This is a genomic window from Amycolatopsis sp. cg9, from assembly GCF_041346945.1.
Lineage (GTDB): Bacteria > Actinomycetota > Actinomycetes > Mycobacteriales > Pseudonocardiaceae > Amycolatopsis.
Map to the genome: position 1 here is coordinate 6,481,932 of NZ_CP166850.1, position 19,591 is coordinate 6,501,522.

The 19,591-nt window shown below is 72.4% G+C and carries 16 protein-coding genes; 9 read left to right on the top strand and 7 right to left on the bottom strand.

All coding sequences use genetic code 11. The annotated features are described in order from the left end of the window. The first annotated feature begins 183 nt into the window (after positions 1–183). From AB5J73_RS30160 to AB5J73_RS30175, 4 genes are read left to right on the top strand one after another with little or no spacing between them, the layout of a single operon-like run. A complete protein-coding gene (locus AB5J73_RS30160) occupies positions 184–3,069 on the top strand; it encodes an ATP-binding protein (protein WP_370962052.1) in 2,886 nt (961 codons plus the stop codon). Next, a complete protein-coding gene (locus AB5J73_RS30165) occupies positions 3,066–3,569 on the top strand; it encodes a roadblock/LC7 domain-containing protein (RefSeq protein WP_370962053.1) in 504 nt (167 codons plus the stop codon). The genes AB5J73_RS30160 and AB5J73_RS30165 overlap by 4 nt, the downstream gene beginning before the upstream one ends. Then, the gene (locus tag AB5J73_RS30170) at positions 3,566–3,946 is read left to right on the top strand and encodes a DUF742 domain-containing protein (protein WP_370962054.1); all 381 of its coding nucleotides are present in this window, start codon (positions 3,566–3,568) and stop codon (positions 3,944–3,946) included. The genes AB5J73_RS30165 and AB5J73_RS30170 overlap by 4 nt, the downstream gene beginning before the upstream one ends. Positions 3,947–3,958: 12 nt before the next feature. Then, the gene (locus AB5J73_RS30175; protein ID WP_370962055.1) at positions 3,959–4,747 is read left to right on the top strand and encodes an MHYT domain-containing protein; all 789 of its coding nucleotides are present in this window, start codon (positions 3,959–3,961) and stop codon (positions 4,745–4,747) included. Here AB5J73_RS30175 and AB5J73_RS30180 read toward each other — a convergent pair. The 7 genes from AB5J73_RS30180 to AB5J73_RS30210 all read right to left on the bottom strand — a co-directional run bounded on the left by AB5J73_RS30180 (position 4,727) and on the right by AB5J73_RS30210 (position 14,028). Next, positions 4,727–7,123 (bottom strand): hypothetical protein, encoded by a 2,397-nt coding sequence (locus AB5J73_RS30180; protein WP_370962056.1) that lies wholly within the window; start codon positions 7,121–7,123, stop codon positions 4,727–4,729. The genes AB5J73_RS30175 and AB5J73_RS30180 overlap by 21 nt on opposite strands. 295 nt (positions 7,124–7,418) lie before the next feature. Beyond that, complete coding sequence (locus AB5J73_RS30185; RefSeq protein ID WP_160701166.1) at positions 7,419–8,117, bottom strand: GntR family transcriptional regulator; 699 nt, start codon at positions 8,115–8,117, stop codon at positions 7,419–7,421. A gap of 95 nt (positions 8,118–8,212) precedes the next feature. Beyond that, on the bottom strand, positions 8,213–9,706 hold the full coding sequence (locus AB5J73_RS30190; protein ID WP_370962057.1) for a beta-N-acetylhexosaminidase: 1,494 nt from the start codon (positions 9,704–9,706) through the stop codon (positions 8,213–8,215). After that, positions 9,706–10,524, bottom strand: a complete 819-nt coding sequence (locus AB5J73_RS30195) for a carbohydrate ABC transporter permease (protein WP_370962058.1) — start codon at positions 10,522–10,524, stop codon at positions 9,706–9,708. Before AB5J73_RS30195 ends, AB5J73_RS30190 begins: the two co-directional genes overlap by 1 nt. After that, the gene (locus AB5J73_RS30200) at positions 10,521–11,462 is read right to left on the bottom strand and encodes a carbohydrate ABC transporter permease (RefSeq protein ID WP_370962059.1); all 942 of its coding nucleotides are present in this window, start codon (positions 11,460–11,462) and stop codon (positions 10,521–10,523) included. The genes AB5J73_RS30195 and AB5J73_RS30200 overlap by 4 nt, the downstream gene beginning before the upstream one ends. Before the next feature lie 76 nt (positions 11,463–11,538). Continuing rightward, the gene (locus AB5J73_RS30205; protein ID WP_370962060.1) at positions 11,539–12,813 is read right to left on the bottom strand and encodes an extracellular solute-binding protein; all 1,275 of its coding nucleotides are present in this window, start codon (positions 12,811–12,813) and stop codon (positions 11,539–11,541) included. Positions 12,814–12,846: 33 nt separating this feature from the next. Next, the gene (locus AB5J73_RS30210) at positions 12,847–14,028 is read right to left on the bottom strand and encodes a carbohydrate-binding protein (protein ID WP_370962061.1); all 1,182 of its coding nucleotides are present in this window, start codon (positions 14,026–14,028) and stop codon (positions 12,847–12,849) included. Between the two features lie 181 nt (positions 14,029–14,209). Here AB5J73_RS30210 and AB5J73_RS30215 point away from each other — a divergent pair, with 181 nt between their 5' ends. The 5 genes from AB5J73_RS30215 (at position 14,210) to AB5J73_RS30235 (ending at position 19,589) form a co-directional block, all read left to right on the top strand. Next, positions 14,210–15,376 (top strand): acyl-CoA dehydrogenase family protein, encoded by a 1,167-nt coding sequence (locus AB5J73_RS30215; protein WP_370962062.1) that lies wholly within the window; start codon positions 14,210–14,212, stop codon positions 15,374–15,376. Further along, entirely contained in the window at positions 15,373–16,146 is a 774-nt protein-coding gene (locus AB5J73_RS30220) for a MaoC family dehydratase N-terminal domain-containing protein (RefSeq protein ID WP_370962063.1), read from the top strand. The genes AB5J73_RS30215 and AB5J73_RS30220 overlap by 4 nt, the downstream gene beginning before the upstream one ends. A gap of 121 nt (positions 16,147–16,267) precedes the next feature. Further along, positions 16,268–17,290: an amidohydrolase family protein gene (locus tag AB5J73_RS30225; protein WP_370962064.1), complete on the top strand. Its 1,023-nt coding sequence runs from the start codon at positions 16,268–16,270 to the stop codon at positions 17,288–17,290. Beyond that, positions 17,287–18,201: an amidohydrolase family protein gene (locus AB5J73_RS30230; protein ID WP_370962065.1), complete on the top strand. Its 915-nt coding sequence runs from the start codon at positions 17,287–17,289 to the stop codon at positions 18,199–18,201. Before AB5J73_RS30225 ends, AB5J73_RS30230 begins: the two co-directional genes overlap by 4 nt. A 20-nt stretch (positions 18,202–18,221) precedes the next feature. After that, a complete protein-coding gene (locus AB5J73_RS30235; RefSeq protein ID WP_370962066.1) occupies positions 18,222–19,589 on the top strand; it encodes an MFS transporter in 1,368 nt (455 codons plus the stop codon). Positions 19,590–19,591: the final 2 nt, after the last annotated feature.

Below are 19,591 nucleotides of genomic sequence, written 5' to 3' on the forward strand. Positions count from 1 at the left end.
AGGGTTGACACGAGAGCTGGGCGTGCTGTTCGCTTCTGGTCGGCTCGATCATCGTCACGTCCTCGCCCGGCCGGGAGAGAGGCATTTCCACCGTTGGCCCGGGACGTCGGTGACCGGCCCTGGGGTCTCTCCTGTCCGAGTTCGACGTCAGCCGCGCGCGGCTGGGAATCGAGCGGTTCCGCCATGCACGAAAGAACGCCCACGCCCCGCCGGATGGCGGACGCCGCGTGGTGGCCGGCGCACTGGAGCGTGCGCACCAAGATCAGCGTCGTGCTGCTGCTGCCGGTGCTGGTCGCGGTGGCGCTGGCGGAGATCCGGATCCAGGGCGAGCTCGACCGCGCCACCCAGCTGAGCGCGGCCCGCGACCGGCTGCCGGTGCTGCACGACACGATCGGCCTCACCGAGTCGCTGGGGCAGGAGATGGTCGCCGCGGTGGCCGTCCCGGCCGGGGCGCCGAGCGCGGTCACCGCCGCCGTGGACGCGAAGGTGGCCGCGATCCAGCGCGACACCGGCTTCGCGCCGCTGCCCGGCGACAGCGGCCGCGCGCTGAACACCGCGCTGGGCAAGCTCGCCGGCATCCGCGCGGCGGGCGCCGCGAACGGCGACACCCGCACGAAAGCCGCCGGCTACAACGACATCATCGCCACGCTCGGCGACCTCGTGCCCGAGACGGTCCCGGCCGACGTCGCCGGCACCGCGGAGGTCGCCCAGCTGCTGGTGCACCTGCGCGGCGAGCTGGCGACCGAAGAGACGTACGTGCGGGCGACGCTCGCCAGCCCCGACGACGCCTCGCTCCGCCCGGCCGCCGTCCAGACCGCCGCCGAGCAGGAAGTGCTCGCCGAACAGGCCGAACACCAGCTGACCGGTGCGCTGCTGGCGAGGTTCAAGACCGCGACGGAAGGCGCCGAAGACCGGCTCGACGCCACCGCGGCGTCGCTGTCGTCGATCGCCACGGAGACGACGGGCGTGACGGCCGTGCTGAACGACGTCACGGCGAAGCTGGCTTCGGACGTCTCGGCGGCCGCCGACGACGCCCGGTCGGACTCGCTGCGCGACACGGCGCTGGTGCTCGGCGCGCTGCTGGGCGCACTCGCCATCGCCTTGCTGGTGGTGCGCTCGCTGGTCACGCCGGTGCGCCGGCTGCGTGCGGCGGCGCTGCACGCGGCGAACGAGGCGCTCCCGGAAACCGTCCGGCAGGTCCGGGAAGGCACGGAAGTCGACTGGCGCGCGGTGCCCGCGGTCGGCGTCCGGACGAACGAGGAGATCGGCCAGCTGGCCAGCGCGTTCGACGACATGCACCGCGAGGCGGTGCGGCTGGCGGTCGAGCAGGCCGACCTCCGCAAGCAGGTCAGCGAGATGTTCATGACGCTCTCGCGGCGGAGCCAGTCGCTGGTGGAGCAGCAGCTGACGATCATCGAGGACCTCGAGTCCGGCGAGCAGGACCCGCGCCGGCTGGACGAGCTGTTCCGCATCGACCACATCGCCACCCGGTTGCGCCGCAACGGCGAGAACCTGCACGTCCTGGCCGGCGGCCGCCCGGTCCGCCACGGCCGCGAGCCGGTGCCGACCCGTGACCTGTTGCGCGCGGCGACCTCGGAGGTCAAGGACTACCGCCGCGTCGCGCTGGGCAACGCCCCGCGCGGTTCGGTCCAGCCGGAGGCGGCCGCGGACGTGGTCCACATCCTGGCCGAGCTGCTGGAGAACGCGACGCGGTTCTCGCCGCCGGAGCACAAGGTCGCCCTGACCGCGGACCGCGGCGCCGACGGCGGCCTCCTGATCGAGGTGGTCGACCAGGGCCTCGGCATGACCCCGGACGAGCTGACGACGGCCAACGCCCGCCTCGCCGCGGCGGCGACGGTCGGCCCGGAAACGACCCGGCGCATGGGCCTGTTCGTGGTCGGCAGGCTCGCTGCCCTCCACGGCGTGACGGTCCGCCTCCGCGCCACGGCCCCGGGCGTCCGCCACGCCGGCGTGACGGCGAGCGTCCACGTACCCGGTGCGCTGGTGATCGCGGACTTGGCCCGCCCGATCGGCGGCAGCCGCGCGGCCGCCCGCCAGAACGGCCACGCCCGCCCGGTGGCGGTCGTGCCGGCGCAGGCGTCGACGCCGATCTTCGAGCAGGTGGTGACGAGCTGGTTCACCGAGCCGTCGGCGAAACCGATGCCCCGCCGGACACCGCGCACGGAACCCCCGGCGGCACCGGCCGGCTGGCCCACCGAGGCCGACGTGGCCACGAACGGCACCACCGGCAGCGGCGAATGGCCGGTGGTCCCGGACGCGGAGACCGGCGCGCGGGCCGATCGGTCGGGAACGGGCGAGTGGCCGGTGGTCCCGGCGGCGGAGAGTGCGGGGCGGCCGGACCGTTCCGGCTCCGGTGAGTGGCCGGTGGTTCCGGCCACCGAGGGGTCGGCGAGGGCGGATCGCGCCGGCGCGGCGGGCCGGCCTGGCTCGGGTGAGCCGGCCGGCAGTAGCGGCCGGGCGGATCGCTCCGGCGAGGGTTCGACGCGAGCGGAACGGTCCGGCTCGGGTGAGCCGGTCGGCAGTGGCGGCCGGGCGGGTCGCTCCGGTGAGTGGCCCGTGGTCTCGGCGGTGGACCGGCGCGGTCCGGGCGAGGCGGGCGACTCGCGGCAGGCGCCCGATGCCGGCTCGGGCGATCGGCCTGCCGAGAGTGCCGGCCGGGCCGATCGTTCCGGCGAGTGGCCCGCAGTCCCGGCCCCGGCAGCCAAAACTCCGGCCGCCAACTCCCCGGACACCGAACCCCCGGCCGTCAAAGCCCTGCCGGACTGGTCCGGCCCGGCCGACCAAGCGCGGCTCGCTGCGGAAAGCGCTCTCCAGCCCGCCGCCGTGCAGAACCTCAGCTCCGCCGGCCTGCCGACCCGGCGGCCCGGGGCGCAGCTCGCTCCCGGGGCCGCCCTGCCCCGGGTGCGGGAGCCGGACGGGGCGGCGTTCCGGGACGCCACCGCCGTCCGCAACAGCTTGTCCCGGCACTACCAGGGCATGCGCGCGGCGCGGCAGCAGAGCGCCGGCCGTGCGGACGAATCCGGAAAGGACGGAGTGGAACCCCGATGACCGAACTCCCCGACGTGCACCAGCGGCGCGCGCCCGGTGCCGAACCGTCGGCCCGGCCGCTGGGGGCCTTTCCCGGCACCGCGCCGGCGCCCGAACGGACGGCCGCGCTGAACTGGCTCGTCCACGGCTTCGTCCAGGACGTGTCGGGGGTCGCGCACGCGGTGCTCGTGTCCGCCGACGGGTTGCTCGTCGCGGCCGACGAATCGCTGCCCCGGGAGCGCGCCGACCAGCTCGCGGCCATCGCCGCCGGGTTGTCGAGCCTGTCGCTCGGGACCGCGGAGCTGTTCACCGCCGGGCGGGTCGTCCAGTCGGTCATCGAGATGGAGCAGGGGTTCCTGCTGCTGATGAGCGTCGGCGACGGCTCGAACCTCGTGGTCCTCGCGTCGACCGGCTGCGACATCGGGCTCGTCGGCTACGAGATGACGATGCTGGTCGAGCGGGTGGGGCGACAGGTCGACGTGCCCGCGCGCGAGATGCCGGTGGCCCAGGACCGGCGGTGACCGGCTACGCGGGCGAAGGGGAGCCGCGCCGGAGCCCGGCGCTGGCCCGCCCCTACGCCTGGACCGAGGGCCGGACGGCGCCGTCGGTCACCATCGCGGTCGAAGCGCTCGTCGAAACCACGGCGGCGGGCCGGGCCTCGGCCGGCTACCAGTCGACCAGCGCGCTCGACCAGGTCATCGAGCTGTGCCTCCGGCCGCGGTCGCTGATGGAGGTCGCCGCGCTGCTGCGGCTGCCGCTGGGGGTGGTCCGGGTGCTCGTCTCGGACCTGATGGAGGACGGCCTGGTGATCGTCCGGGACACCCTCGGCGAAACCGTCGGCTGGGACGAGCGCCACGACCTGATGGAACGCGTGCTGCACGGCCTGCGCGACCTGTAGAGAGGACCGATCATGGAACACTTCGCGCTCGGGCACTGGCTGCTCGTGCTCGCCTACCTGACTTCGGTGGTCGGCTGCGCGCTCGGCCTCGCCTGCGCGGTGCAGGCCCGCCACGCGGCGAGCAGCCGGCACCGCCTGCGATGGCTGGTGCTGGCGGCGATCTCGATCGGCGGCGTCGGCATCTGGCTGATGCACTTCGTGGCCATGCTGGGCTTCAGCACGCCGGGGATGCCGGTGCGCTACGACGTCTTCCGCACCGTGCTGTCGGCACTGCTGTCGGTCGCCGCGGTGTTCGCCGGGCTCCTGGTCGTCGGCGGCCGCGCGAAGTTCGGCTGGTGGCGGCTCGCGCTCGGCGGCGTGATCACCGGCCTCGCGGTCAACGTCATGCACTACACGGGGATGTCGGCCCTGCGCGTGAAGGGCGACTTCGGCTACGACGGCTTGCTGGTGGCGCTGTCGGTGGTGATCGCGGTGGTCGCGGCGACGGCCGCGCTGTGGTTCGCGGTCTTCCTCGACCGGCTGTCCCTGCGCCTGCTCGCCGGGTTCGTGATGGGCGCGGCGGTCACCGGCATGCACTACACGGGCATGGCCGCGGTGCGGATGACCATGGACATGACCGCGCCGGACCCGGCGGGCGTCGAGGTGTTCTCCTTCCTGTTCCCGGTGTTCGTGCTCGCCGCGATCGCGATGGCGGTCCCGCTCTGCGCGGTCCTGATGGCCCCGGCGGTCGGCCGGGACGGCCCGCGGGAAGCGCCGGAACGCCTCCCGCGGCCGGTCATCCTAGAGAACGCACAGCAGTGAACAGGCCTTCGCCGACGACCAGTTCGTGTGCGAAGGCGGCGTCCCCGGCGGGACGTTCACCGGCACGTAGCTCACCTTCGCCTGGTTGGTGATCGGGAACAGGCTCAGCAACGCGTACGTCGAGCAGTGGACCTGCTGCGACTGCCCGGCGACGAGGGTGAACGGACCCGTCTGGCAGGACGGTTCCACGCTGTCCACCACCTGCGCCGAGGTGACGGCGACCGGACCTTCGTTCGTCACCGTGATCCGCCAGTACGCCGTCGCGAACAGCAGACCGAGCAGGCCGACGCCGGCCTGTTTCGCCCACGGCCCGGTGCCACCCGGTCCGCACTTGGCGGCCGTCGACGCGGTGCAGATCTCCTTCTCCACCTTGACCTTCGGCGTGCACGACGTGCCCGGCGCGACCGGCAGCGTCACCGTGTTCGACGTGAACGAGCCCGTCGAGTCGGTGCCGGTGGCCGTGTTCGCCACCGACGACACCGCGCAGTCCGGCGCGATCGTCGTGCGGAAGCACAGCTGTGGCGCGTCGCCCGCGTAGTCGACCACCAGCGAGCCGGTGAAGCCCGCCGCGCTGTGCAGCACCAGCGTGGTCGTCACCGTGATCGACGGGTGCGCCGCCACGGAGACGCCGGTGAGGTCCACCGAACCGTCCGGGGCGAAGCCGGGCGTCGGCACGACCGCGTCGTCCTGATCGGTCACCGTCACCCGCGACGCCGCGAAGTCGACGTTCGCCGGGTCGACGCCGGTCAGCCGCGCTGCCGTGTAGCCCTGGACGTGACTCCCGCCGTCACAGGAGAAGTCACCCGGTTTCAGCGTGACCTGCCCGCCGGACCGGACGCACGGCGTGGCGCCGGTGGCCGGGTCCATCGAGAACAGCACGCCCGCGTCGCCGAGGCCGATCAGGCAGCCCGACGGCGCGTCGTAGGAATAGCCGTAGTCCCGGGTGGCCCCGCCGTTCGCCGACGGGTGCGTGATCAGGGCCGGCAGCCCCGCGCACGCCGCCCCCGTCGTCCAGTCGTGGCAGACCGCCGCGCCCGCGATGCCGCCGTTCCAGACCGGGAGGTAGGTGCGCACGTGGCCGTTGGGATCGGTGACGACCTCCGGCGGGAAGGCGTAGACGCCCCCGCCCAGCGCGGCCGGTCCCGGCGGCGCCGCGAGCGCGGAGCCGTCGAGGGCGTAGCACGTCGTTCCGCCGGTACCGCCGGTCGTCGTCGCGCACGCGCCCACCGGGGCGCCGTTCGTGCCGAACGCGGTGTAGGAGTTGTAGTTGTAGCTGCCCGCCGGTCCCGTGGGCCGCGAAGACGCCCAGTTCGCGCACGCCGTGGCCGTCGCCGGGTCGAAGCAGCCCAGCGAAGGCTGCTGCGCGGAACCGGGGTTCGACGTCGACGCGAACACCTTGCCCGCCACCAGGGTCAGCGCGCCGTAGACGTAGGGCTGGTTGGCGGCCGGCACGATCGGCGCGTACGGCTGGCCGGCGCAGGCGCTTTGCGTGGCGATGGTCCAGCAGACCACCGCACCGGAGCTGATCAGGCCGTAGACGTTGCCGCCGCTCTGCACCAGCCCGGTGATGCTGCTGACCGGGGGCGACCCGCCGAGGGCGGCCAGTGCCGAGTAGCCGCAGTTGGCCGCGGCGGCCAGGTCGAGGCACCCGACCCCGACCGAGGTCGCCGTCACGGCGGGGTAGTAGACCTTCGCGGGCGCGGCGGGGTCGCGCACGTACTGCTCGACCATGGTGCTGGCGATGTCGCCGGCGCCCAGGGTGCCGAGCGGGCCGGGCGCGGTGTTGAGCACCTTCGGCCACGGGCCGCCCGGGCAGCGCTGGCCGGTGCCGAGGTCGGTGCACACCACCTTCGGGGCAGTGGCGCCCAGGTGGTGGTAGATGTTCCACGCCTGCAGCACGCCACCCTGCGTGCGGTGCAGGATCGGCGAGAAGCCGTCGCCGCCGGTCGCGGTGGTGACCGCCTGCACGGGCGGGGTGAGGGCACCGGACAGCTGGGTCGCGTCGGGCCCGGAGTCCGGGTTCGCCGCACGCACCGCCGTCACGCCGGAAGCCGGTTCGGCGCCGGTGAACGTGCTGCCGTCGGTGGACCACTGCGGGGTCCAGCCGGGCGGCACGCGCAGGGAACCGGGCTGGAACGCCTGGCCCGCCCCGACGGCGTCGGTGATGGTCGCGGCACCCGTCGTCGTGGCGCGGTCGTCGTACCCGATGACCCAGTTCGCGGTCGCCCCGTGGTCGGCGGGGGAACCGGTGCCCTGCACGGACTTCGTCAGCCCGGAGACCGCGGCGGGCGCGGGATCGGCGGCCGCGGGTGGCGGGACGGCGGTCGCCGCCACGAGCACCAGCGGCAGGAACGCTCCCAGCATGCGTCTTCGCATGAACTGTCCTCGATTCTTTCGCGGTGGAGGGGTTCCAGGAATCGTTTTCCTGGCCGAAGGAAAAGCCTATGCGGCGTCCCCGGTGCGTTGAAGCGCCCTCACCCGCGCGCCGAAAAGGCGATGCCAACAGCGCAATTCGTGACCTGCACGCAATCGTGTGCACCTGCTGTGACAGCGGTGTTCCCGGCGCGAGCTCACCCGGTTGCCGTCACGAGGTCACTCGTTCGGGTAACGAGGGAACACTAAGAAGCCCGGTATTCGCGAGCCGGTGAAGATTTATTTTCCGGATGCGCGATCAACCGGATTCGGCGTCGAAGCGGAGTTTCGACGTGATGCGGTACCGGTCGCCCCGGTAGACCGAGCGGGTCAGCTCGACCACGCGGCCGGTCGTGTCGCGGGTCAGCCGCTCGATGTGCAGGATCGGCGCGTACACCGCGATTTCCAGCAGCTCGGCCTGGTCCGGGTTGGTCACCGCGGGCTCGATCGTCTGCACCGCGTCCTGCACGGCGATCCCGAAGCGCTCCCGCAGCAGCCGGTAGAAGTTGCCGGTCTCGAGCTCGGCCGGCCGCAGGCCCGGGACCAGCGACGCCGGCAGCGCCAGGCTTTCGATCGCGATCGGCTCGTCGTCGACGTACCGGACCCGGGTGACGCGCAGGACCGGCGTACCCGGCTCGCACTCCAGCTCGCCGGCGAGCGAGCGGGCCGCCGGTGCCGTGGTGAACGCGACGACCCGGCTGGTCCAGTGCCCTTCCGCGGGCGGGACGGCGAGCCCGGTGGCCAGTTCCTGGGTGACCTTCTGCGGGCTGGTGAACGTGCCGCGGCCGCGCTGGCGCACCAGGAGCCCGGTGCGGGTCAGCTCGTCGATCGCCGCCCGGACGGTCGGGCGCGAGACGCCCAGCTCCGCGGCCAGGTCCCGCTCGGAGGCCAGGCCGGTGCCGGGGCCGGCGTTCTCGATCACCTTCAGCAGGTGCCGCCGGACGCGGTCGCGCTTCACGGTGGGCGGCCGGTCCGCCGGCTCGCCACCTTCGTTTCGGGGGCCCCGGGTGGCGGAGCCCCCGGCCTGGGGCGGAGCCCCGGATGGCTCAGCGGTCAAGGCACCGTCTTTTCGGGTACGGGGACCGCACCGGCGAACCGGACGCGCTCCTTCGGCAGGGCACCCAGCGCGCGCAGCCGGGTGAGGTGCCCGGCCAGGCGCTGGTGGAAATCAGCATAACCGCGGCCCGGTGGCGACCACGCCCGTTCGGCCAGCGCGCACAGCCGCGGGAACGCCAGGTGGCGCACGTGGTCGGGGGTCGGCGCGTGCTCGGTCCACAGCTGGGCCTGCGTCCCGAGCACACCCGGCCGGGTGCCGTCGCTGACCGGGAGGCCGCCGGCCAGCGGGTCGAAGCGGTAGACGTCCTCCAGCGTCGTCACGGGTTCGCGGGGCGGCTCGCCCGGTTCTTCGGTCTGCCGGTAGTCGAAGTACGTCGAGGTGTGCGGGGCCATCACGACCTGGTGGCCGCGGGACACGGCCAGCGCGCCGTGCGCGGCGTCGCGCCACGCGGTGACGACCAGCTCGGCGGGCAGCCGGCCCGCGGCGTGGCCGGTCTCGTCCCAGCACACCGCCCGCCTGCCGAGCCCGGCGACCACGCGGTGCAGCTCGCCGAGGAACCACGGGTGGAGTTCGGCGGTGGTGCGCAACCCGAGCCGCGCCGCCTTCTCCCGCGCGACCGGGCTGGTTTCCCACTGCGTCGTCGGGCATTCGTCGCCGCCGATGTGCAGGTGCGGCCCCGGGAAGACGTCCGCGACCTGCGTGAGCACGTCCCGGCAGAAGGCGAGCGCGCCGTCGTGGACGCCGAGGATGTCCGGGCTGATGCCCCACTCCGTCCACACCGGAAGCCGCACGTCCGGCCGGTTGCCGAGTTCGGGGTAGGCGGCCAGCGCCGCGCGGACGTGGCCGGGCAGGTCGATCTCCGGCACGATCCGCACGCCGCGCCCGGCGGCGAAGGCGACCAGGTCCCGAAGCTCCCGCTGGGTGTAGGAGCCGCCGTGGGGAACGCCGTCGAAGACGCCGCTGCCCGCGGCCCCGATCATCGATTCCGTGCGCCACGCCCCGATCTCGGTGAGCCGGGGCCACCCGTCGACCTCGATCCGCCAGCCCTGGTCGTCGGTGAGGTGCAGGTGCAGGACGTTGTACTTGTGCAGCGCCAGCAGATCGACGAACTCCCGGAGGAACTCCAGCGGCAGGAAGTGCCGGGCGACGTCGAGCAGCACCCCGCGCCACGGCAGCCGGGGCGCGTCGCGGATCGTCAGGCAGTCGAGCCGGGGGAGCAGCTGGCGGACCGTCTGCACGCCGGCGAGCAGGCCCGCTTCCGTGGCCGCGGTCAAGAGCGCGCTTTCCGGGGTGATGTCGAGGGCGTATTCCTCGGGCCCGAAACCCGGTTCCAGGGCGAGCCGGATGACGGGTCCACTGTAGACGAGCGGGAGGTCCGCGTACTCGGCGAGCAGCCGGGCCGGTCCTTCGGTGCCGGGTCCCGCCTGGACGCCGGCGGGCGTGAAGGAACCGGCGCGGCGGGTCAGCCGCGCGGGGTGGGGGATGAGCATCAGCCCTTCACCGCGCCCGCGGTCATGCCCTCGACCAGGTGGCGCTGCACCAGCGCGAAGAAGACGACGACGGGCAGCGCGAACAGCGTCGACGCGGCGATGAGGCCGCCGTAGTCGGTGCCCGTGCTGGTGCTGAAGGAGACCAGCCAGACCGGCAGCGTGTAGCCCGAGCTGTCCTTCATGATCACGTAGGCGAACAGGAAGTCGTTCCACGCGGTGATGAAGGCGAACACGCTGGTCGCGATCAGCCCGGGCAGCACGAGCGGCAGCAGGACCGAGCGCATGACGCGCCCGCGCGTCGCGCCGTCGACCATCGCCGCCTCCTCCAGTTCGACGGGGATGCCGTGCAGGAACCCGCGCAGCGTCCAGATCGTGAACGGCAGCACGAGCGCCACGTACGTGAGCACCAGGCCGAAGAGCGTGTCGAGCAGGTGCGCGCTCTTCAGGCTGAGGAACAGCGGGATGACCAGCGCGGGCACCGGGACCATCTGCAGCACCAGCACCCCGACGAGGAAGCTGCGGCGCCCGAAGAACCGGAACCGCGTCAGCGCCGTCGCCGCGAGGAACGCGACCACGATGGACAGTGCGACGACGGCCACGACGACCACGACGCTGTTGAGGAGGTCCTGGAGGAACCCCGGCTTGGCGAGGGCGCTCGCGAAGTTGTCGAAGGTGACGTCGAAGGGCAGGAACTCCGGGGTGGGGCTGAGGATCTTCCCCGCCGGCTTGAACGCCGTGAGCACCATCCAGTACACCGGGAAGATCCACACGAGGCAGAAGGTGGCGGCCGCGGCATTCCGGCCGGCGCGCCGGATCACAGGTCCTCCCCGGACCGGACGAGCCGGCGCACGTACACCGCGGTCAGCCCGACGAGCAGCGCGACCGAGACGACGGCGATCGCCGCGCCCTGGCCGAAGTCGTTGCGGCTGAAGGCGCGGGTGAACGTCCAGATGCCGAGCGTCGTGGTGCCGCCGTCCGGGCCGCCCTGGGTGAGGATCCAGATCTGGTTGAACACGGTGAAGTCCCAGATGACGGAGAGGATCGTGACCAGGCCGAGGATCGGCTGCAGGAACGGCAGCGTGATCGTGCGGTGCGCCCGCCACGGCCCGGCGCCGTCGAGCGCCGCCGCTTCGTAGTAGGACTGCGGGATCTGCGAAAGCCCGGCGTAGAGCGTGAGCGCGACGAACGGCACCGACTGCCAGACGACGAGCAGCCACACCAGGGTGAACGCCGACGCGGGCGAGGTCGTCCAGTCGTGCTGGGTGAGGTCCCCGAAACCGAGCCGGGTCAGCAGCCAGTTCACCACGCCGTACCCGGGCTGGAAGAGCCACTGCCAGACCAGGGTGGACGCCACGTTCGGCAGTGCCCAGGCGGCGATCAGGCACAGCGTCACCGCCGTGCGCATCCCGCGGCCCAGCTTGCGCAGCATGAGGGCGACCCCGAAGCCGATGAGGAGCGTGCCGAGCACCAGCGCGGCGCAGAACCCGACGCTGCGGGCGAGCACCGGGAGCAGCTGGCCGTCGCCGAGCACGGCGGCGTAGTTGTCCCAGCCCGCGAAGCCCGTCGTGCCGGTGAACAGCGACCGCAGGCCGTACTCCTGCAGCGAGATGACGACCAGCCGCAGCAGCGGGTAGCCGAGCACCAGCCCGAGCAGCGCGGCCGCGGGCAGGAGCAGGCCGTACGGCAGCAGCGATCGGCGCCGCCGGGGCGCCGCCGGTCTTTCCGGCGCGCGCGGCCGCGCTTTCACGAGCAACACGGGAACTCCTTCTCGGAAGCGGGAAAGGGGCGGGGCGGCCCGGCGGGGACGGCGGTCGGCCGGGCCACCCCGCCGGTCAGCGGGTGTTGAGCGCTTCGGTGAGGTGGGCGTCGAAGTCCTTGGCCGCCTGGGCGATCGGCTTGCGCCCGGTCGCGATGTCGGCGAAGAACGTGTTGATCGACTTGTCACTCTCGATCGTCGCCCAGCCGGGCGCGGCCGGCGTCGCGACGCTGGTCTTGGCCGCGGTGGCGAACGCGGCGTTGAGCGGCGGCAGCGACGGGGTGATCCGGTCGATCAGCTCGGTCGAGATCGGGGTCCAGCCGTCGATGCCGACGATCGCGTCGCGCTGCACGGCCGGGTCGGTCGCCGCCTTGACGAAGGCGAGCGCGAGGTCTTGGTTGCGGCTCTTCGCCGCGATCGCCAGGTCGGACCCGCCGAGGAACACCGGCTGCGTCTTGCCGGGGGTGGCGCTGGGGAAGGGGAAGGTGCCCAGCCGGTCCTTGAGCTCCGGCTTGTTCTTGACCACGGTGTTGACGCTCGTGTCGAGGATGGCCGCCGCGCCGCCGGCGGAGAAGATCGCGGCCTGGTCGGGTGCCTTGGTGTCGACGTTGCGGGACGCCGCGGAGGAGTAGGCGTTCTGGAAGTCCTTCCAGGCCTGCAACCCCCGCTGCGCCTCGGGGCTTTCGAGGGCGCCGGCCCACTTGCCGTCCTTCTGCGTGGCGATCCGGCCACCGGCGTCCCAGACGAACTGCAGCGCGCCGAACCAGTACTTGCCGGGGAAGTGGAAGACCGAGTAGTCCGGCGCCGGGTGCTTCGCCTTGATCTTGTCGAGCGCGGCGGTGAGTTCGGCGTAGGTCTTGGGTGGGGCGGTGACGCCGGCGTCGGCCCAGACCTGCTTGTCGTAGATGACCGAGCGGTTGCCCGCGAACAGCGGCGCCGCGTAGACGTGGTCGTCCACAGTGGCCGGTCCGATCAGGCCGGGCAGCCAGGTCTGGCCCGCGGCCAGTTCGGCGCGGTGCGGCGTGAGGTCGGTCAGCGCGCCGTTGGCGGCGAACAGCGGGACGTTCGTGTTGCCGATCTCGATGACGTCCGGCGTGGTGTCCTGCGCCAGCGCGGTGCTGATCTTGGTGTTGATGTTGTCCCATTCCTGGATCTGGACGGTGACCTTCGCGCCGGTGGCCTTTTCGAACGCGGCGGTGATCGCCGCGGTGGCCTTGTCGCTCAGGTCGCCGTTCATCAGCCAGACGGTCAGCGTGTTCCCGCCGGCGGCGGGCGCGGGGGTTTCGGCGCCGCAGGCACTGGCGGTCAGGGCGGTGACGGCCAGTGCGGCGGCGAGGATGCGTCTGCGCATGGGGATTCCCGGGAGGCGTGAGGGGGTGCGGGGTCAGCAGTGGCCGAGGTCGGCCCACTGGGCGGTGAGACCGGGCTCGGAGCCCTGGGTCCACCAGTTCGCCTGCCAGAGGTGGGCGCTGTGCTTCACGCGCTGGCCGCCGAGGTACACCGTGCCCCAGTCCCATTCCGGCGCCGTCGAGCAGTCGGCGGGCTGGGACGGCGTGGTCGGGGTCGTCGGCGTCGTGGGGGTGGTCGGCTTGGTGGTCGTGGTCGGCGGCGGGCTGGTCGGGGTGGTGCACCCGGTGACGGTGTCCACGTGGGCCGTTCCGGCGGTCCGGTACTGCGCGGCCTTCGCCGTGGCGTCCGCGGGTGCGACGACCTGGTTGCCGGCGTAGTAGGTCCAGTCCACCTGCTCGGTGTAGACGCTGTTCCCGCTCGTGTGGCCCGCCGTGTCGATGAACCACATGTTGTAGTTGATCGACATCGGCGTGCGCGGGTAGACCGGGTTGCCCTGGGCGTCGGTGGTGTGGTCGGCGGTCAGGACGCCGTCGATGTAGTACTTGACGTGCCCGCCGGAGACCTGCGTGACGATGTCGTGCCAGCCGGCCAGGCTGCGGTTCTGCGCGGTGGACGTGCGCAGGCCGTCCCACGTCGGGTTGTTCCAGTAGGTGTACCAGCTGGTCTGGTAGTTCGCCTGCGAGCCGCCCCAGCCGCCGTTGGGCAGGTATTCGGAGAAGTCCAGCTCGCTGTAGAGCGGGTCGCGGTCGTACCGCAGCGGCGAGATCGTGAAGTAGGTCTCGTTGACGTGGTCGCCGTCGGTGCCGCTGTCCGGCGCGTCGGTGAAGCGGACGCGGCTGGCGTACGTGCCTTCGAAGAACCGCAGCTGGTTCTGGTACAGCTCGGCGTGCGTGGTGCCGTTCGCGGAGCCGTCGGTGCTCGCGGTCAGCTGGGCGACGCGTTCGCCGTTGACGGCAGGGAAGCTGACGTTGCCGGTCAGCCACCGAGCCCCGGGCACACCGGGGCTGCCGACGTCGTTGCGGGTGGTCCACCCGGCCCCGCTGAAGGCGGAGTCGGTGGGCGAGGCGTAGTGGAAGTCGTCGAAGAGCACACCGCAGTCGGCGGCCGCGGCGGCCGACGGGCTGGCGTCGGCCCCGCCGGAGAGGATCAGGGCCGTGGCGGCCACGGTGGCGATGCTCGTCAGGGCTGCGGTGGTGGTCCGGGTGGTGCGGGACATGGGTCTCCTCCTGGGGATGCCGTCCGCGGGGAGGCCGATTGGTCTAGACGAATCGGGTGGCCAGTACCCTCCTCCTGACCATTGGTCATGTCAAGAAGCCGGCAGAACTTACCTTTGGTAATTTCCGGCGCCGTGCCGCCCGAGCGGTGAAGATGGGGTCAGCCGACCGAGAGGACCGGGAATGGACGGGCTGACCGAAGAGGAGGCCGCGATCGTCGCGGTGGTGCGCGACTTCGTGGACCGCGACGTCCGGCCGTCGGCGCGGGAACTGGACCACGCCGACACCTACCCCGAGGCGCTCATCGAGCAGATGAAGCGGCTCGGCGTCTTCGGGCTGGCCGTCCCCGAGCCGTGGGGCGAGGCGCAGGTGTCCGCGCAGTGCTACGCCGCGATCACCGAGGAGCTGGCGCGCGGCTGGATGAGCCTGGCCGGCGCGATGGGCGGGCACACCGTGGTCGCGAAGCTCATCGCCGAGCACGGCACGCGCGAGCAGCAGGACCACTACCTGCCGCGGCTGGCCACCGGCGAGGTCCGCGCGACGATGGCGCTGACCGAGCCGGGTGGCGGCTCCGACCTGCAGGCCCTGCGCACCACCGCCCGCCGCGACGGGGACGGCTACGTCGTCGACGGCGCCAAGACGTGGATCACCAACGCCCGCCGCTCGCAGCTCGTCGCGCTGCTGTGCAAGACCGATCCGCACGCCGAACCCGCGCACGCGGGCATCAGCATCCTGCTCGTCGAGCACGGGCCGGGCTTCGAGGTCGCCCGCGACCTGCCGAAGCTCGGGTACAAGGGCGTCGAGAGCTGCGAGTTGTCCTTTGTGGACTTCCGGACGCCGTCGACGTCGCTGCTGGGCGGGGTCGAGGGCAAGGGCTTCGCGCAGATGATGCGGGGCCTGGAGATCGGCCGGATCCAGGTCGCCTCGCGCGCGCTCGGCGTCGGCCGCGCCGCGCTGGAGGATTCCCTGCGCTACGCCCAGGAACGCGAGGCGTTCGGGAAGCCGATCTGGCAGCACCAGTCGGTCGGCAACCACCTGGCCGACATGGCCACCAAGCTGGAGGCGGCGCGCCAGCTCGTCCGCCACGCCGCCCGCCGCTACGACTCCGGGGAAAGGGCCGACCTCGAAGCCGGCATGGCGAAGCTGTTCGCCTCGGAGACCGCGATGGAGGTCGCGCTGGCCGCGGTGCGCATCCACGGCGGCTACGGCTACTCCACGGAGTTCGACGTCGAACGCTACTTCCGGGACGCGCCGCTGATGATCGTCGGCGAGGGCACCAACGAAATCCAGCGCACGGTCATCGCGCGGCAGCTGGTCAAGCGCCACCCGATCGGCGGTGATCGCGCGTGAGCACCGAACCGATCCTCCCCGGGCCCGCCCGCGCCCTGGGTGCGCTGCTCGGGGTCCCGGTCCCTGAAGACGGCGTCCTGCCGCTGCTGTGGCACTGGGTGTACCTGCTCGACCGGCCCGCCCAGGCCGACCTGGGCGCGGACGGGCATCCGGTGCGCCCCGGGACGCCGCCCGGGCGGCGCATGTGGGCCGGCGGCCGGGTGCGCACGACCGGGGAACTCCGCTGGGGCGAGGAGGCGACCCGCCGCTCGGAAGTCCTGGCGACGCGCGAGAAGCAGGGCCGGTCCGGGCCGCTCACCTTCGTGACGGTGGCCCACCGCATCCACCAGGCCGGCCGGCTCGTCGTCGACGAAGAGCAGGACATCGTCTACCGCGGGGCCACCACCGGGGAGGCGCCGCCGGCCGACGGTCCGGAGGTGCCGCCGGAGGTGGGGGAGTGGGCCCTGGACGTGACGCCCACGCTGCTGTTCCGCTTCTCGGCGCTGACCTACAACGCCCACCGCATCCACTACGACCGCGACTACTGCCGCGACGTGGAGGGCTACCCCGGCCTGCTCACCCACGGGCCGCTGCAGGCGGTCGCGATGGCCGAAGCCGCCCGGGCCCGCGGGGTCGCCGGGCCGCTGGCCTTCGAGTACCGGCTCGTGGCGCCGCTGTTCGACTTCCAGGGGCTGATCGCCTCGGCCCGGCCGGGCGCGGACGCGACGGCGACGGCCGTCCGCGACCGGTCCGGGCGGCGGACGGCCGCCGGAACCTTGCGGCCCGGGTAGCCCGTCACGGGCGGTCCGGGGTGCGCAGCGCACGGTCACAACCTCGTCGCAGATATTGTAAACAATTTCATCGACGATTAGGGTGCGACCGACAAGCACCGCGAAGCGACGAGGATTGACCTTGATCATCGACTGCCACGGCCACTACACCACCGCACCGCCCGCGCTCGCGGCGTGGCGCGACCGGCAGATCGCCGCCCTGGCCGGCTCTGCCGCCGCGCCCGTGCGGGCCGACCTGCGGATCAGTGACGACGAACTGCGCGAGACGATCGAGCCGAACCAGCTGAAGCTGATGGACGAACGCGGGATCGACCTGACGATCTTCTCGCCCCGCGCGTCCTTCATGGCCCACCACGTCGGCGGCTTCGAGACGTCGTCGGAGTGGGCCGCCCTCTGCAACGAGCTCTGCCACCGAGTGAGCACGCTCTACCCGGACCGGTTCGCCCCCGCGGCGATGCTCCCGCAGTCCCCGGGCGTCGACCCGGCCACCTGCCTCCCCGAGCTGACCCGCTGCGTCGAGGAGTACGGCGCCGTCGCGCTGAACCTCAACCCCGACCCCAGCGGCGGGCACTGGACGGCCCCGCCGCTGACCGACCGGTCGTGGTACCCGATCTACGAGAAGATGGTGGAGTACGACATCCCGGCGATGGTGCACGTCTCCACCAGCGTCAACCCGGCGTTCCACACGACCGGCGCGCACTACCTCAACGCCGACACGACCGCGTTCATGCAGCTCGTGCAGGGCGACCTGTTCACCGACTTCCCGGCGCTGCGGCTGATCATCCCGCACGGCGGCGGCGCGGTGCCCTACCACTGGGGCCGGTTCCGCGGCCTCGCCATGGCGCTGGGCAAGCCCGAGCTCGAGGACCACGTGCTGGGCAACGTCTTCTTCGACACCTGCGTCTACCACCAGCCGGGGTCCGACCTGCTCTTCGACGTCGTCCCGGCCCGCAACATCCTCTTCGCGTCCGAGATGATCGGCGCGGTCCGCAGCGTCGACCCGCGCACCGGCCACCACTTCGACGACACCCGCCGGTACGCCGAAGCGAAACTGTCCGAAGCGGACTGGGCGGCGATCCGGGAGCACAACGCCCGTACCGTCTACCCGCGCCTGGACGCGCTGCTGAAGGGGCAGGGCCGGTGACCGCGCCCAAGACGCCGGGCTGGCTGGACTGGTACGCCGGTCCGGCCACACCGGACTTCTCCCTGCCGCCCGGCGCGGTCGACGCCCACTGCCACGTCTTCGGGCCGCAGGCGGAGTTCCCGTTCGCGCCCGAGCGGAAGTACACGCCCTGCGACGCGAGCAAGGACCAGCTCTTCGCGCTGCGCGACCACCTCGGGGTGTCCCGGAACGTCGTCGTGCAGGCCACCTGCCACGGCGCCGACAACTCCGCGATGCTCGACGCCGTCCGCGCGGCCGGCGAGCGCGCCCGCGGCGTCGCGACCGTGCGGCCCGACATCGGGGACGCGGAACTGCGCGAGCTCGACGCGGCCGGCGTCCGGGGCGTGCGGTTCAACTTCGTCAAACGGCTGGTCGACGCGGCGCCCACGGAGGACCTGGCCGCGATCGCGAAGAAGATCGCCCCGCTCGGCTGGCACGTCGTGCTCTACTTCGAAGCCGCCGACCTGCCCGGGCTCGAGGACTTCTTCGGGACGCTGCCGGTGCCGCTGGTGATCGACCACATGGGACGGCCGGACGTCACGAAACCGGTGCGGGGCGAGGAGTTCGAGCGGTTCCTGCGCTTCGCCGGCCGCACCGACGTCTGGGTGAAGGTGAGCTGCCCCGAGCGGCTCACCGTGACCGGGCCGCCGGCCCTGGACGGCGAACGGCACGCCTACACCGACGTCGTGCCGTTCGCCCGCCGCGTCGTCGAGGAGTTCCCCGACCGGGTGCTGTGGGGGACCGACTGGCCGCACCCGAACCTCAAGAGCCACATGCCCGACGACGGGCTGCTCGTCGACCACGTGCCGCTGATCGCGGAAACCGCGGCGGCGCAGCGGAAGCTGCTGGTCGACAACCCGATGCGCCTCTACTGGCCCGGCGAAACCGCCTGAAACCCCCCGAAGGGCATGCAATGCAGCACGCCAACGCGCTCAACCGGCTGAACCGCCTGCCGATCTCGCGCTTCCACAAGATCACCCTGATCGCCGTCTCGTTCGCGTACTTCTTCGAGTTCGCGGACATCAACAGCTTCGCCACCACCGCGCCCAAGCTCATCAAGCTGTGGGGCGTGACGGTCGACCAGGTCGCGTACGTGACCTCGCTGTCGTTCGTCGGGATGTTCTTCGGGTCCGTCGTCGCGAGCACGATCGCCGACCGCTGGGGCCGGAAGAACGCGCTGATGTGGACCACCGTCTGGTTCGGCGTCTTCTCGTTCGCCGCGGTGTTCTCCTGGGACGTCGTGTCGCTGGGCGTGTTCCGCGTCCTCACTTCGGCCGGCCTCTCGGCGATGACCGTCGTCGCGGTCATCTACGTCAACGAGCTCTACCCGGCGGCCAACCGCGGCAAGTACCAGGCCTACGCGATCGTGATCGGCATCTGCGGCACGCCGGTGACCAACCTGATCGCGAGCGTCGTGGTCCCGCTCGGCGACTGGGAGTGGCGGCTGGTCTACCTGTGGGGCGCGCTCGGCGTCCTGCTGGTGCTGTTCACCCGGCAGCTGAAGGAATCGCCGCGCTGGTACGAAAGCCGGGGCGAGCACGCGAAGGCCGACGCGGTGCTGCGGGAGATCGAGGCGCTGGTCGCGGCGGAGAAGGGCCCGCTGCCGGAGCCGGCGCCGCCGATCGAGGAAGCGCCGGTGGCCAAGGCGCCGCTGCGGTTGCTGCTGCGCAAGAAGTACCTGCTGCCCACGCTGCTGCTCACGGTCCTGTGGGTGACGCAGACGATCGGGTTCTTCGGGTATTCGAGCTGGGCGCCGACGTTGCTGGCCAAGGAGGGCTTCAGCGTCGAGAAGTCGGTCTTCTACGTGGCGCTGACGACGGTCGGCGCGCCGCTCGGGTCGTACCTGGCGGCCCTGGTCACCGACCGCTTCGAGCGCAAGTGGTGCCTGGTCGCGTTCGGCGGGATCATCGCGCTGTGCGGCCTGTTCTACGGGCTGACGTTCAACCCGGTCCTGATCGTGGTCTTCGGCTTCCTGGTCAACATGTTCGAGCGCGGCTACACGGCTCTCGGGTACGCGTACTCGCCGGAGCTGTTCGACACCCGCGGCCGCTCGCTGGGCACGGGCGTGTCGTACGGCCTCGGGCGGCTGTCGAACGCGGCCGGGCCGCTGATCGTGGCGTCGCTGTACAACGGCAGTGGCTACCAGAGCGTGTTCTTCTTCATCGCGGGCACCTGGCTGGTCGGCGCGGTGGTGCTGGCGCTGTTCGGACCGCGGACCCGCCGGGCCCGGCTCGCCCAGACCGCCGCCGAGCCGGCCGGGACGGGGACCGGGATGTCCTGAAC